This window comes from Caballeronia sp. dw_19 (assembly GCF_018449515.1).
Classification (GTDB): Bacteria; Pseudomonadota; Gammaproteobacteria; order Burkholderiales; family Burkholderiaceae; genus Caballeronia.
In genome coordinates, this window is record NZ_JAAVUQ010000005.1 from 197,878 (window position 1) to 212,035 (window position 14,158).

Consider the following 14,158-nt stretch of genomic DNA (forward strand, 5'->3'; position numbering starts at 1 on the left):
GAGTTAGTAGCACCCGCGTCTTAACTCTCTCTGGCCTCCAGACGCCGTGGCGCCACGTTCTGCGGCCTAATACGCCCGCCTCCTGCACGACCGGCTAAACTCTCGCTAGTGCACCGGCAACGGGTGGTCGCTACCACCCCAAATCATGGTAGCTAGGCTGGTAGCCACACTGAAAATGATGGGGTAAGTGGCCCGAAAAGCCTTACCCAGTAAGGATGAGTAAAATCCATGAAGATTGCCACCTGGAACGTCAACTCCCTCAAGGTCCGCCAACAGCATGTGATCGACTGGCTGGCAACAAGCGGCGTCGACGTGTTGTGCTTGCAGGAGCTCAAGCTCACCGACGACAAATTCCCCGTCGCTGAACTCGCGGCCGTCGGCTACCGAAGCTGGTTCGCCGGTCAGAAGACCTACAACGGCGTCGGTATTCTGGTACGCGACAGCCTGACGGTCGACGAAACCACGGTCGTGCGCAATATCCCGGCGTTCGAAGATCCGCAGCAACGCGTGATTGCCGCGACGGTCGAGGGCGTGCGAATCATCTCGGCGTATTTTCCCAACGGCCAGGCTCCGGGCACGGAAAAATTCGCGTACAAGATGCGCTGGCTCGAGGCGCTGCGGGACTGGATCGAGGGCGAGATGAAGACGTATCCGCAACTCGCGCTGCTCGGTGACTACAACATCGCGCCGGAAGATCGCGACGTCCACGACCCGAAAGCGTGGGAAGGCCAGAACCTCGTCTCGCCCGAAGAACGCGCGCATTTCGTGCAGTTGATCGAACTAGGTCTCACCGACACCTTCCGCATGTTCGAGCAGACGGAGAAGCTTTACACCTGGTGGGACTATCGGATGCTCGGGTTCCGTCGTAACGCGGGACTGCGCATCGATCACATTCTGGTCACGGCAGAACTCGCCGCACGATGCACAGCTTGCGAAGTGGACAAAGTGCCGAGAAAGTGGGAACAACCGTCGGATCACGCGCCGGTAATCGCGACTATTAACTGAATAGGGAGTGCTCTGGCAGCGCAGCGTTAACGCGGAAGCTGTGCCAAGCGCCAGGCGGCTGCGTTATGTCTCATTCGGAACTTGAGGCGAGAAGCTCGCTATCAGATCCGCCCATAAACGCAGCCGAAGAACCGCCGCGAGGGCGTCGGCAGACGCCCTCCACTACCCGCATCAGGCGTCCAGGTGCAACTCCTGAATCTTGCGTGTGATCGTATTGCGGCCGATCCCTAGCCGCTCGGCCGCTTCCACTTTCCGGCCGCGCGTGAAGTCGAGCGCCTCGCGAATCACCGCAGCTTCAAAGCGCCGCGCGAGTTCGTCCATGACATCGGCGGTATTTTCACGAAGCAATCGCGCAACCTCGGTCCGCAGGCCGTTTTCCCACACGCTCGCGGGAACGCCGGCAGGCGGCGTACCAAGCGATGCAGGCAAACCGCCGACACCACCAGATAGGGCCGCGTTCGACCCGCCGCCAATTTCCGCCGCCGAGGCGGTCAACGCAGTGCTCTCACCCGCGTATTCCTGAGTCGGCGTGAGATCCGGCGGCAAATCCTTTTGCTCGATCGTCTGCGCCGGCGCCATCACGGTCAGCCAGTTACACAGGTTTTCGAGTTGCCGTACATTGCCAGGAAACGGCAGCGATGCCAAAAAACCAAGCGCATCTTCCGATACGCGCTTCGGCTCGACACCAAGATCGCGCGCGCTTTTCTGCAGGAAATGCCGCGTGAGCAACGGAATGTCTTCACTACGCTCGCGCAACGCGGGTAGACGCAAGCGAATCACGTTCAGCCGGTGATACAAATCCTCTCGAAACAACCCTTGCCGCACGCGTGATTCAAGGTTCTGATGCGTCGCCGCGATCACCCGAACGTTCGCCTTCAACGGGTTGTGGCCACCCACGCGATAAAACTGCCCATCGGATAACACACGCAACAGACGCGTCTGCAAATCAAACGGCATATCGCCGATTTCATCGAGAAACAACGTACCGTTTTCAGCTTGCTCGAACCGCCCCTGCCGCATCGCCTGCGCACCCGTAAACGCGCCGCGCTCGTGGCCGAACAACTCGGACTCAAGCAGATCCTTCGGAATCGCAGCAGTGTTCAACGCAATGAACGGCCCATTCGCGCGCGGGCTATGGCGGTGCAGCGCACGCGCGACAAGCTCCTTTCCGGTGCCTGATTCGCCCGTGATGAGCACGGTGGCGGCGGAATGTGACAGACGGCCGATCGCGCGAAACATGTCCTGCATCGCCGGCGCCTGGCCAAGCATCTCAGGCGTTTCGGTGACGCTATTGTCGTAGGCCGCTTCACCGCGCATGCTTTCATCGACGGCGCGGCGGATCAATTCAACGGCCTTGTCGACATCGAACGGCTTTGCCAGGTATTCGAACGCACCGCCCTGGAACGCAGCCACGGCGCTGTCGAGATCGGAGAACGCCGTCATGATGATGACCGGCAAACCGGGCAGCTTATCGCGCACAGTTTGCAACAATTCAAGTCCCGAACCTCCCGGCATGCGGATGTCGGACACAAGCACTTGCGGACTTTCCTGTTCAAGCGCTATAAGCGCGTCGCGGACGCCGGAAAAACTGCGCGTGGCGAAGTTCTCTCTTGCGAGCGCTTTTTCAAGCACCCAGCGGATGGATTGGTCGTCGTCTACTATCCAGATCGGCTTCATATAGTTCGGCGAGATGTCTTCGTGTGGTTCGGTATAAGCCCGTCGAAACGGTCAGGCGTACTAGCGCTTTTCAAAATGTCGATGAACCCTCGTGATCGATCCTTAACCTTGACTCCATGCTTCGGTACTTCGATCCTTCATCGGCGTCCGATCAGCCGCCGAACGGCAACAAGATGGTGAACTCGGTACAACCGGGCTTGCTTTCCACTTCGATCAACCCATCGTGCTGCTGCACGAACGTCTGCGCGAGCGTAAGACCCAGTCCACTCCCATCTTCCCGCCCGGACACAAGCGGATAGAAAATCCGGTCGCGTATCTCTTCCGGGATTCCGGGACCGTTGTCAGTGATATGCAAGTCCAGTGCCAGTTTGTGCAGGCGCTTGCCAATCGTCACTTTGCGCGCAATACGGGTACGCAACTCGATACGCGCATCGCCTTGTGAAATGCGTTCGCGCAGCGCTTCCGCCGCGTTACGCACGATGTTGAGCAATGCCTGGATAAGCTGCTCTTTATCGCCGCGCAAGTCGGGTACGCTCACGTCGTAATCGCGATCGAGCGTGAGGCCACGCGGAAACTCCGCGAGAATCACGGCGCGCACGCGTTCGCATACTTCGTGAATATTCACGTCTCCAACAATATGCGGATGCCGGTGCGGCTCGAGCAACCTGTCTACCAGGGTTTGCAGTCGATCCGATTCCTTGATGATCACCTGCGTGTATTCGCGCAACTCGTCGCGTTCACGCGCGCCCAACTCGAACTCGAGCAGTTGCGCTGCGCCTCGAATGCCGCCAAGCGGATTCTTGATTTCATGCGCGAGGTTACGAATCAGCTGCTTGTTGACCGCGGTCAGATCGTGAATGCGCTCTTCGCGGTCGGTCTTCAAATGCCGCTCGTTCTCAAATAGTTCGAGCAGCACGTAATTCGGTGCGACTTCCAGATACGCAACAATCGCGTGAACATGCAACGGCTCGCGGCCGGGACGTTCGAGCACGGCGTCGAGATGTGTTGCGTTGAAACGATGATCGGCAATCGACGCAATGGTCGTCACCAGTTCGTCCGCATTGGCGAACAGTTCAGGCCATGAGGTTTGAGCCAGTTGCTTGCGCGAGCGCTCCAGCATGGCTTCCGCCGACGGATTCGCGAACGCGATCTTGAGGCTCAACTTGTCGAGCACAAGCACGACCGTGGGCAGCGCTTCCATGCCCGGCAGCAAATGCGTAGCGACGAGCGCGGCGTCGTCGGACAACGAGTTGTCGGGAGGACTCTTTCTCGCCTTGATGAGATTCTTGAGAACCATCGTGCAGTGAGACCCCGTCTTGAAACTTGTCAGGAGAAGTGTCGGCGATTAAAAAAAGGGACGGCACGCCGTCCCTTTTCGATCACTCGACACTCCTGCTTCGCGTCAGGCGACGCACTTCTCCGCAAGACAGCGAACGAAGAAGCGCGCGCGCCATGCAACGCGCTTTACAGCGAGTAGTACATTTCGAACTCGATCGGATGCACAGCCTGGCGATAGCGCTGCAGTTCATTCGTCTTCAGTTCGATATACGCGTCGAGCATGGAATCGGTGAACACACCGCCGACCGTCAGGAACTCACGGTCAGCGTTAAGCGCGTCCAGCGCTTCGTCGAGGCCGGCACACACGGTCGGGATCTTTGCATCCTCTTCCGGCGGCAAGTCGTACAGGTTCTTGTCAGCGGCTTCGCCCGGGTGGATCTTGTTCTGCACGCCATCCAGACCGGCCATCATCAGCGCCGAGAAGCACAGGTACGGGTTCGCCATCGGATCCGGGAAACGCGTTTCGATACGGCGGCCCTTCGGGTTCGACACGTGCGGAATGCGGATCGAAGCCGAACGGTTCTTCGCCGAGTAAGCCAGCTTGACCGGTGCTTCGAAGTGCGGCACGAGACGCTTGTACGAGTTCGTCGACGGATTCGTGATCGCGTTCAGCGCGCGAGCATGCTTGATGATGCCGCCGATGTAGAACAACGCGAATTCTGACAGGCCTGCATATCCGTCGCCGGCGAACAGGTTCTTGCCGTCCTTCCAGATCGACTGGTGAACGTGCATGCCCGAGCCGTTGTCGCCCACGACCGGCTTCGGCATGAACGTCGCCGTCTTGCCATACGTGTGTGCCACGTTATGAACGATGTACTTCAGTTGTTGCGTCCAGTCGGCGCGTTGAACCAGCGTCGAGAACTTCGTGCCGATTTCGTTCTGGCCTTGGCCCGCCACTTCGTGGTGGTGCACTTCGACCGGAATGCCGATCTGTTCGAGCAACAGGCACATTTCCGAACGGATGTCCTGGAACGTGTCGACCGGCGCCACCGGGAAATAACCGCCCTTCGTACCCGGACGGTGACCCGTGTTGCCGCCTTCGAATTCCATCGACGACGACCACGGCGCTTCTTCCGAGCCAATCTTGACGAAACAGCCCGACTGATCTGCGCTCCAGCGAACCGAGTCGAAAATGAAGAATTCCGGTTCCGGACCGAAGAAAGCGGCGTCGCCCAGACCCGAGCTCTTCAGATACGCTTCAGCACGCTTCGCGAGCGAGCGCGGATCGCGTTCATAGCCTTTGCCATCTGCCGGTTCCACCACGTCGCAGGACATCACGAGCGTCGACTCTTCATAGAACGGGTCGATGAACGCAGTATCCGCATCCGGGATCAGCAGCATGTCCGACGCTTCGATGCCCTTCCAGCCGGCGATAGACGAACCGTCGAAAGCGTGGCCGCTTTCAAATTTGTCTTCGTCGAATGCCGAGACCGGCACCGAAACGTGTTGTTCTTTACCGCGCGTGTCGGTGAAACGGAAGTCGACAAACTTGACGTCCTCGTCCTTGACGAGTTGCATGACGTCGGCCACGGATTTGCTCATTACTTATCTCCTGATTAACAAAAGTCGACGAACATCAATTCGCCGCCTGACCGATTCGAAACCATCAGTAGAGTCAAAAGCAGCTTCCATGCCAAGTGCACCATTGTTGCGCTAAGCGGTTGAAGCTGCGCGCTTTTTCGGGGAAGCACCACTACCCTTCAAGGGGCTTACTGATCGAAATCGCATCATTATGCACATATTCAGTGCACTCAAAACTGAGACCCGTAACGTTAGCACTGATTCGGGGCAATTCAAACGCTCCGCACCAGTCCGATGCGTTCTGCCGCCTCAGCCAACCATGCATGAGCGAAGCGCTGGCAGCAAGCTAGAATGCCTAATTAAAATGTCCGATTGGAGACCTAGTCCATGAGCACGCTCGAGCAGCTGTACGCCCAGGCCACACTTCGCGCCGATCAAAACCAGTTGCCTTACGCGGGCGCCATTCTGCCCGCCGAAGCTTTCGAGCTTCTGCAACTCGACCCCGCTGTTCGCCTGATCGACGTACGTACGCGCGCCGAACTCGACTGGGTCGGCCGGCCAGCCATTGATACCGCGCAGTACTCGCACGTTGAATGGATCCAGTATCCAGGTTCCGTCCCGAACACGGCGTTCATGCATCAGTTGCGTGAAGTGGCCTCGCCCGACACGCCCGTCCTGTTCCTCTGCCGTAGCGCTGCGCGCTCAAAACTGGCGGCGGTCCTCGCTCAGAAGGAAGGTTTCACCAAAGCCTTCGACCTGCTGGAAGGATTCGAGGGCGACAAGGATGGACAGGGCCACCGCAAAACCGTTTCCGGCTGGTGCTTTCGCGGCCTACCCTGGATCGGCGCGTAAATCCTCTGGTTGAGTGGTCGAGTTCGTCGCGGCTTAAGCCACTGCGCCCGGTTCAATCTCCACTATCTCGCCACCGAGCTCGGCCACACCCTCCCGCAACCGGGTGAACGCGGCGTTCGCTGCACCCGGTTCCCCCTTCACGCCCAAGTCAATGTGCGCACGCCCGTACACCTCACCGCGCGTGGCGTCACCGACGCTTGGCAGGCTGAAGACCCGCACTCCCGCGAAGTCGCTTTCGATTGATTCCATCAGCGGCGTAATACGCGATTCCGGCAACCCGAAGACCAGCACTGAACGCTCTACATAAGGCGTTGCGTGATGCAGGTCCGCGTATTTGTTGTCCAGCACCCACTCGATCATCGGCCATGCCATGACGGGGAAACCGGGCACGAAATGAATGTTCCCCGCTGAAAAGCCGGGAATCCGGTTGTAGCTGTTTGGAATGATGCTCGCGCCCTTCGGGAACGTGCCCATGTTCAACCGATGCAGGTTTTCCGGCAGATCGAGATCCACCGGCTTGTCACCCGCCGTTTCCCGGATGCGCGCACGGATCAGTTCGGCCGCTTCCGGATGCAGTTCGAGCGGCACCCCGAGTGCAGCGGCAGCGCACTGCCGCGTGTGATCGTCGGGTGTCGCGCCAATTCCGCCCGTCGAGAAAACGATATCCCCCGACGCAAAGGCTCGTTTAAGCGTAGCGGTAATGCGTTCGCGGTCATCGCCAATATAGTCCGCCCAGTCGAGCGACAACCCGCGCGCCGACAACAATTCGATAACTTTCGGCAGATGCTTGTCGGTCCTGCGACCGGACAAAATCTCATCGCCAATGATGATCATGCCAAAGCCCATGAATGCTCCCTGATCGTGAAAATTAGCCGGAAATTCGAAATTCGGGCGGTGCTCCGGGACCGCTCAGCGTAGATGCAGCCGCAGCGGTTTCTATCCGCAAGCGCTCAAGCGCATGCAAGCAGTAGTGCGCAAACCAGAGTGCCGAGAAAACGAGGATGAACGCATAGATCCAGATAGTCGCCGCCGCCACGACTGGAAATAATGGCAGCAGCCAGACCGACCACGCCCACAACATGGTCGGCAAAGACCCCAGCAGACCGCTGATCACGCCAATTCCAAACAGCGGCCACCGGGAGCGCCGCACGATAGCGCGCCGCTCCTCCGCGCTAGCATGCAACGCGAGAGCGTCATACGTCATGACCCGGTAAGTCAGCCAGCCCCACAACACGGGCGGAATGATCGCGAAAAACGGCGGGATCAGCCACAGCGGTAACGTCACGACCAGCAGCACGAGACACACGACCGTTGTGACCACTGAATGCCCCAGACTCCCGTCCCACGAGCCCCCCCGCCGCATTTCAAGCGATGCGTACTGACGCCGCGTCAACAGCTTGATCACGGCGGGCATGGAAAGCGTCGCAATGAGCAACAAAATGGTTACGACGATTAACGGAATCGCCATGATCACGATGAAAAACGGCGCAATCACCGCGTGCAACGACGAAAAACCGATCGAATCGAAGAGCCGGTACATTGCGGACGTCAGCGCCCAGCCATCAAGCCAGTTACGCGCGGCGCCCGTCAGCGTCTGCCAGAAAAACCACAGGACGGCGCCCCATGCAACGGTCGCCACAGCGAACGGCATGAACGTCAGCCACAGCATTCTCGGATGAAAAGCGTTCGCGAGCGCGCGTACGAACGAACGCAGCAAGTCATTCATGCAAAGAGTCGTCTGAAAGGGAAAGAAGACAGGATAAACCACTGAGCACATGCCGCGCTGCTCGTCCGTTTGGCTAACGCTGCCAGTTAAAACGACTTCGCCGGCTGGAGGCCGGCGAAGAGGACTGAGGCGCTACAAACTGAGTAGGTTCAAACAAAAACACATAGGCCCGGACAGGATAGTCTGAACCGGGTTTGATCACGCATGGCTGCTTAAACGGCGGCCGCGTCCGAATCCGAACCCGGGGCGCGGGTCGCCCGATGCGACACGATGCGCTCCCCGATGCGCTTAAACGCAAGCCAGTGCTGCTCGATGAAACCATCGCCGTAATTGCGGCCGGGCTTGTCCGCAACCGCCAGTTGGTCGCGAATACCGGTCGGCTCGAGCTCCTGATTCCACGACACGCTCCTGAACATCATGTCCCACCACGGCAGCAGCACGCCGAAGTTGCATCCGTAGGTCGTGCCTTCGTGACCATAGCCAATTGCATGGTGCCGCCGATGGAACGTCGGGCTGACAAGCAGGCGCTCGCCAAGCCAGCCGTAATGCAGCCGGATATTCGCGTGCTGGACGCTTTGCATCAGGTTGGTGATTGCGACGAGCACCACGAACTGCGATGGTTGCACGCCGATCACCAGCGCCACGCAAGCAAAAACCCCCGCCTGCATGACGTCGTCCAACAGATGGTTCCTGTCGTCGGTCCACAACGACATCTTTTGCTGGCTGTGATGCACCGCGTGCAATTCCCACCAGATGCCGATTCGGTGCTCCATCCGGTGATACCAATAACCGACGAAATCAAGCACCACCAGATAAATAACGAACGCGACGATCGGCTGAGACGTGACGCCCGGCCAAAGATTGTCAAGCTCGACATTGGCGATGTTGTGCAGCCGCAGCCAACTCTGAAAACCATCAAGGAATGGCTGAAACGTGAAGAAAAAGAACAGATTCAGGATGCCCAGCTTGACGATCCACGTATACAGCGCGTCCACGCGCACGCCTTTCCTGTTCTGCCACTTCTCGGCAGGCCGCAAGGCCTCAAGCGGTCGCAGGATCGCGTACATGGCGAGCACTTCGAGCACGCCCACGATCACCCAATAGAGCGCGTCGTAGGTGTCTTCGTCATAACCCATCAGACCGACCTTGAACAGGAACGGTTGCACGACGTCGACGTACAGCCACGTCTGCGCCGTCGAGACGACCGTGTCGAACAGGGAAAAAATGGAATGAAACATGGTGCTCCGTCACTGTTACCAGGTGCCCCCTATCTTGGCGGCACCTCAACCTTCAATCTAGTTGCTTCTTTGACCGCTGATCTCAGCCACCATTCGGACCGGTCACCGGGGCACGGTCGAAAAAGTAGATACCATGCGGCGAGCGCCCCACGGCGATTGTCTGAATAAGCTTACGGTTTGTCAGATCGATGATTCCGACCTTCTTCGCAAACCGGAATGTGACCCAAAGATAACGTTTATCGGCTGAAAGTTCCATATCGTCCGGGCCGGGCAACAAACCCGTGATGTCGCCGACATTCGTCAACGAGTCTTGATCGATGATGCTGATCGTGCTCGCGACCCGATTCGACACCACGACATGCTTACCGTCCGCCAGCGAGCGGAAGTTGTGCGCGCCATTGCCCGTCTTGATCGTTTTAATGATTTTCTGGGTACGCCAGTCGACCACAGCCACATAGTCCGCGCCGGTCATGCCGACCAGCAGATATTTGTCGTTCGGTGTCATCCAGAGGCCGGCAGGCACCGGGCCGACCTTCATCTTCCATTTCACGGTTTGCGTTGCCAGGTCAATTGCTGCTACTTCGCCGGATACCTGCAGCGATATCAACACCGTCTTGCTGTCGTTCGTGAACGCGATGTGGCTGGGCATGACCGCCAGCGGTATGCGCTTCGCGAGGGACATATTGGCGCCGTCGTACCGATAGATATCCAGCCTGTCGAGCCGCAAGCCGGTGGACACGAACCATCTCTTGTCAGGCGAAAAACCCATCTGATACGGGTCCTCGATGTTTTCAACCCAACGCTGCAGCTTGCCCGTCTTCGGGTCGACGAACATCAGATTGTTCGAGACCGAGTTTGCAACGATCAGCGAGGCGTTGTCCGGCGTCGCCATCAAGTGGTGCGGTTCCTTGCCGGTCGGGATGGTCGACACGACCTGATGCGTCGCTTCGTCGATAAGACTCAGTGTGGCCTCGCCGGAATTCAGCACGATTATGTTGTTGGCGTGAACCGGCACGGCAATAGAAAAAGCAGCGATCAATGCAGCAGCGGCAGCAATCGCGCGGGAGAAACGAGTACGGAGAGAATTGCGCATGAAAACTCGGGTCGAAAAACAGTCGCCATTGTAGAACGTTTGCGCCAAGCAGAGTGTTGATCCAGAACGGGTTTTTGGCACTTTTCGGCATTGACGCCGCAAATACTCCTGAAGTCGATCCGATGCATTTCCAAGGCTGCGCCCTGTGCGGGATTCCATGGAAAGAAGGCGCATCGGGGCAAAAAATTCGCCACAAAAAATGACGCATTTTTAATTTAGTTTGCAATCCAAACTATCTTTTCTTAATCGCTCTCATTTTAGGAAAGATCGTGTATTTCGAAAACACGATAACCGCGATGATCCCGACCTTCTGAGTCCGAACGTAGCAATGCAGGAAGGCTGTCCGACGCCCGAGCGGGCCAGAACTCACGAGGCGGGAGATCCTCGTTCCGAGGAACGGTCGCGTCCAGATTCCTCCCTGTTTCAGCAGGCAGGTACTCGCGCGATTAAATCCATCGATCAACCCGACATGTATTTGTCAAATTGTTAGACATCCTTCTTTCATGAATAGAATCTTTAAAGCAGTGTGGAACGAGTCATCAGGTACCTGGGTCGCGGCGTCCGAGACATCCAGATCGAAGACCAAGCGGTCTTCGGCACGCAAGCTTGCAATGCTGCAAGCGGCAATGATCGGCATTGGCGGCCTTGTTATGTCCTCTGGCGCTCATGCTGACGATTGGGCGGCAGCAGGAACGGGTACCAATGCCATCTACGTTGGGCCCAACGCCGCCGCGAGCGCCAATCGCGCTTCGGGCATCAATGCCGTCGCCATTGGCACCAACACAAACGCGACAGGCAGCAACGCGGTCGCCACGGGCTTCTCCGCTTCCGCCAGCGGGATCGGGGCCAGTGCATACGGCTCCGGCGCAAATGCGTCCGGAACAGCATCCACAGCGTTGGGCGGAGGAAGTTGGGCGACTGGCGAGAGCAGTACCGCAGTAGGCGCATTGGCGGAAGCAGATGGCGCAAGATCCGCCGCATTTGGCACGGCATCTATCGCCACTGGAAACAGCGCAATGGCGCTGGGTGACACGGCATCGGCGTCCGGCGCACAGTCGACCGGTATTGGCGCAAACGCTGTTGCGGCGGGTGACGGTTCGAATGCCATCGGCGCATCCTCACAAGCGCAAGGAAGTAACGCCATTGCTTTCGGCACAGGTGCAAACGCACAGGCCGCTGATTCTGTCGCTATTGGTACTGGTTCTGCCTCGGCAGCAGCCAGTGCGGTTGCGCTGGGTGCAAACGCGACGGCATCCGGAACCGCATCGAGTGCGTTCGGCATGTCAGCGACCGCTTCCGGTGATAACGCCACTACCGTTGGTTCGAACGCCCAAGCTACAAATACGAGTTCGACCGCAATCGGAAATTCAGCTACCGCTTCTGGCTTACAGTCGAATGCCATCGGCATGTACGCAGAAGCGCGTGGGTCGAACGCCCTCGCGGCAGGTAGCTATGCTATTGCTGCCGGCGACAACTCAGTCGCCGCCGGCGCAGGGACGTTTGCGTCAGATAACGCAGTGGCAGTCGGCTATCAGGCCAACGCGATCGAAAAGCAAGCCATCGCGGTAGGCGTCAATTCAACGGCGTCCGGACTCGCCGCCACAGCCATTGGCGACACCGCACAGGCTTCCGGAGTCGACTCCATCGCGGTGGGTCATAGCGCAGTCGCAGCGGGTACAAGCAGCATCGCCTTTGGCGCGCAAGCCAACGCTGCATTCGCAAACTCCATCGCTATCGGCAACAACGCGATCGCGAACAATGAGAATAGCGTGGCTCTCGGCGCGGGATCGGCAACGACCACCGGTGCACAGACCGGCTATACCGCTTACGGCCTGACGGCACCGCAGACATCAGCGGGCGAAGTGAACGTGGGTAACCGCACGATCAGCGGCGTTTCAGCCGGCGCGCTGGACACAGACGCGGTCAACGTTGAACAGTTGAAGGCGGTTAGCGACCAGGCCGCAGCAGCCGTTGCAACGGCAACCGCAGCCTCCGACGGCGCGGTCAAATACGACCGCAATGCCGACGGCTCGGTGAATCACGACAGCGTGACGCTCGAAGGCACTAGCGGAACGGTATTTCATAACGTCGCGGCTGGCGTGGATACAACCGACGCGGTGAACGTTGGTCAGCTTAACGATGCAATCGGTCAGGTCAACGCGTCGGTCGGCGATGCCGTCACCAACGCGGTGAATACCGCAGTCACCAATGCGGTGAATAACGCCGTTATCGACGCCAACGATCCCTTGTTCAGCGCAGATGGCGATCGCGATACGGAGGCTGCATCCGCCACCGGCACGAAGGCGGTTGCGGTAGGCGCGCAGGCATTGGCGACGGGCGCCGGCTCGGTTGCAATGGGCAATGGCGCTCAGGCTACAGCCGACAACGCTACGGCAGTCGGCCAAAACGCACTGGCAAGTGGCGCGGGTTCGGTTGCCTTGGGCAACGGCGCCCAAGCTTCCGCCGACAGTTCCGTGGCGCTCGGCCAAAATTCGGCGGCGTCCGGCACCGGCGGTGTTGCCATGGGTAACGGCGCTCAAGCAACTGCGACCAATTCAGTCGCGCTCGGCCAGAACTCGGTCGCTGATCGCGCAGACACGGTGTCGGTTGGGGCGGCAGGCAGCGAACGTCAGATCACGAACGTCGCGCCCGGCACGCAAGGCACCGACGCGGTCAACGTGAACCAGTTGAATCAAAGCGCCGGCAGCACGTTGAAGCAAGCGAACGACTACACCGACTCAAAAACGGAAGGCGCGCGTCGCGACGCCTACGCCGGCACGGCATCGGCACTCGCGGTCGCAGGTTTGCCGCAAGCGGTATTGCCAGGCCGCGGCATGGTGGCCTTGGGCGGCGGCACGTACGGCGGCCAATCGGCTGTTGCTATCGGCATTTCGCAACTTTCCGATAACGGCATCTGGGCCTACAAGGTAAGCGGCACGACGAGCACGCGCGGTCAGTTCGGCGTTTCAGTCGGCGCCGGCATGCACTGGTAAGCCAGCGCAGTCACAGAGGTAGTGTCGCGGGCAAGCTGTAAAGGCCCGCGACATCGAGTTAATGAAAACAACGGATCCGATCAAGAGATGAACTTCACCTTCCGCAAACCATCGCGTGCACTTCCTTTCGCCGCCTCGCTCGTCGTGGCGCTTTTGTTGTCGGGCTGCGGTACGGGTAGCAAGCTTTCCAGCGACGGCAGCCAGGACCAACTGGTATTTCCGGCAGCCGACTCGGCATCGACCCTCGGCGGCAGCTACCCGTTGACCGAAGCCCTGCGCAAGCTCAAGCCCGGTATGAACAAAAACCAGATTGCAGCACTTCTGGGCCGTCCGCAATTCCAGGAAGGATTTTTCGGCGTCCGCGAATGGGATTATGTTTTGAACGTCACGAACGACGCTGGTGCGCCGCAAATGGTGTGTCAGTTGAAAGCGGTGTTCACGTCACGTGACGAAGCGCGCAATTTCTATCGCAAGTGTGGTGATAGCGTAGAGACGTTGGCCGATGGTAAATGGCAGAAGTATGTGATGACGCCTGTCAGCACGCAGGCTAGCGGTGAGGTAAGCACTGAGTCCAGCGTTCTGACAGCTGCGCCCCTGAGTCTCGAAGTCATCCAGTCTTCGGGCGAAACGACGAAGTAGTCGTTGTAGAACGTGTAAAGCGCGAGCCGGCTATCCGCCGAGTCTCGCGCTTTTTTACGTGCGGCCCTTACGTGCG

11 protein-coding genes are annotated in these 14,158 nt (G+C 58.8%); 4 read left to right on the forward strand and 7 right to left on the reverse strand.

Going from position 1 to position 14,158, the window contains the following annotated elements; genetic code table 11:
• The first annotated feature begins 228 nt into the window (after positions 1-228).
• Complete coding sequence (gene xth / locus HB376_RS09465; protein ID WP_213763355.1) at positions 229-1,005, forward strand: exodeoxyribonuclease III; 777 nt, start codon at positions 229-231, stop codon at positions 1,003-1,005.
• A 171-nt stretch (positions 1,006-1,176) separates the two neighbouring features.
• Here the strand turns inward: xth and ntrC are convergent, their stop codons facing one another.
• The 3 genes from ntrC to glnA all read right to left on the reverse strand — a co-directional run bounded on the left by ntrC (position 1,177) and on the right by glnA (position 5,562).
• The gene (gene ntrC / locus HB376_RS09470) at positions 1,177-2,682 is read right to left on the reverse strand and encodes a nitrogen regulation protein NR(I) (RefSeq protein WP_213763357.1); all 1,506 of its coding nucleotides are present in this window, start codon (positions 2,680-2,682) and stop codon (positions 1,177-1,179) included.
• A gap of 151 nt (positions 2,683-2,833) precedes the next feature.
• Complete coding sequence (gene glnL, locus HB376_RS09475; protein ID WP_213763359.1) at positions 2,834-3,979, reverse strand: nitrogen regulation protein NR(II); 1,146 nt, start codon at positions 3,977-3,979, stop codon at positions 2,834-2,836.
• Between the two features lie 167 nt (positions 3,980-4,146).
• Complete coding sequence (glnA, locus tag HB376_RS09480) at positions 4,147-5,562, reverse strand: type I glutamate--ammonia ligase (protein ID WP_213763361.1); 1,416 nt, start codon at positions 5,560-5,562, stop codon at positions 4,147-4,149.
• A 366-nt stretch (positions 5,563-5,928) separates the two neighbouring features.
• Here glnA and HB376_RS09485 point away from each other — a divergent pair, with 366 nt between their 5' ends.
• Positions 5,929-6,393 carry a rhodanese-like domain-containing protein gene (locus tag HB376_RS09485; protein WP_213763363.1) on the forward strand — a complete coding sequence of 155 codons (465 nt, stop codon included), beginning with the start codon at positions 5,929-5,931 and terminating at the stop codon, positions 6,391-6,393.
• A 33-nt stretch (positions 6,394-6,426) separates the two neighbouring features.
• Here HB376_RS09485 and HB376_RS09490 read toward each other — a convergent pair whose 3' ends face one another.
• The 4 genes from HB376_RS09490 to HB376_RS09505 all read right to left on the reverse strand — a co-directional run bounded on the left by HB376_RS09490 (position 6,427) and on the right by HB376_RS09505 (position 10,450).
• Positions 6,427-7,239, reverse strand: a complete 813-nt coding sequence (locus HB376_RS09490) for a molybdopterin-binding protein (RefSeq protein ID WP_213763365.1) — start codon at positions 7,237-7,239, stop codon at positions 6,427-6,429.
• Between the two features lie 22 nt (positions 7,240-7,261).
• Complete coding sequence (locus HB376_RS09495) at positions 7,262-8,119, reverse strand: EI24 domain-containing protein (RefSeq protein ID WP_213763372.1); 858 nt, start codon at positions 8,117-8,119, stop codon at positions 7,262-7,264.
• A gap of 212 nt (positions 8,120-8,331) precedes the next feature.
• Entirely contained in the window at positions 8,332-9,357 is a 1,026-nt protein-coding gene (locus HB376_RS09500) for a sterol desaturase family protein (RefSeq protein ID WP_213763374.1), read from the reverse strand.
• An 82-nt stretch (positions 9,358-9,439) separates the two neighbouring features.
• Positions 9,440-10,450 carry a beta-propeller fold lactonase family protein gene (locus tag HB376_RS09505; RefSeq protein ID WP_213763376.1) on the reverse strand — a complete coding sequence of 337 codons (1,011 nt, stop codon included), beginning with the start codon at positions 10,448-10,450 and terminating at the stop codon, positions 9,440-9,442.
• Between the two features lie 503 nt (positions 10,451-10,953).
• On the opposite strand from HB376_RS09505, the gene HB376_RS09510 reads away from it, so the two are divergent.
• The gene (locus tag HB376_RS09510) at positions 10,954-13,443 is read left to right on the forward strand and encodes a YadA-like family protein (protein WP_213763378.1); all 2,490 of its coding nucleotides are present in this window, start codon (positions 10,954-10,956) and stop codon (positions 13,441-13,443) included.
• A 21-nt stretch (positions 13,444-13,464) separates the two neighbouring features.
• A complete protein-coding gene (bamE, locus tag HB376_RS09515; protein ID WP_213763380.1) occupies positions 13,465-14,082 on the forward strand; it encodes an outer membrane protein assembly factor BamE in 618 nt (205 codons plus the stop codon).
• The last annotated feature ends 76 nt before the right edge of the window (positions 14,083-14,158 follow it).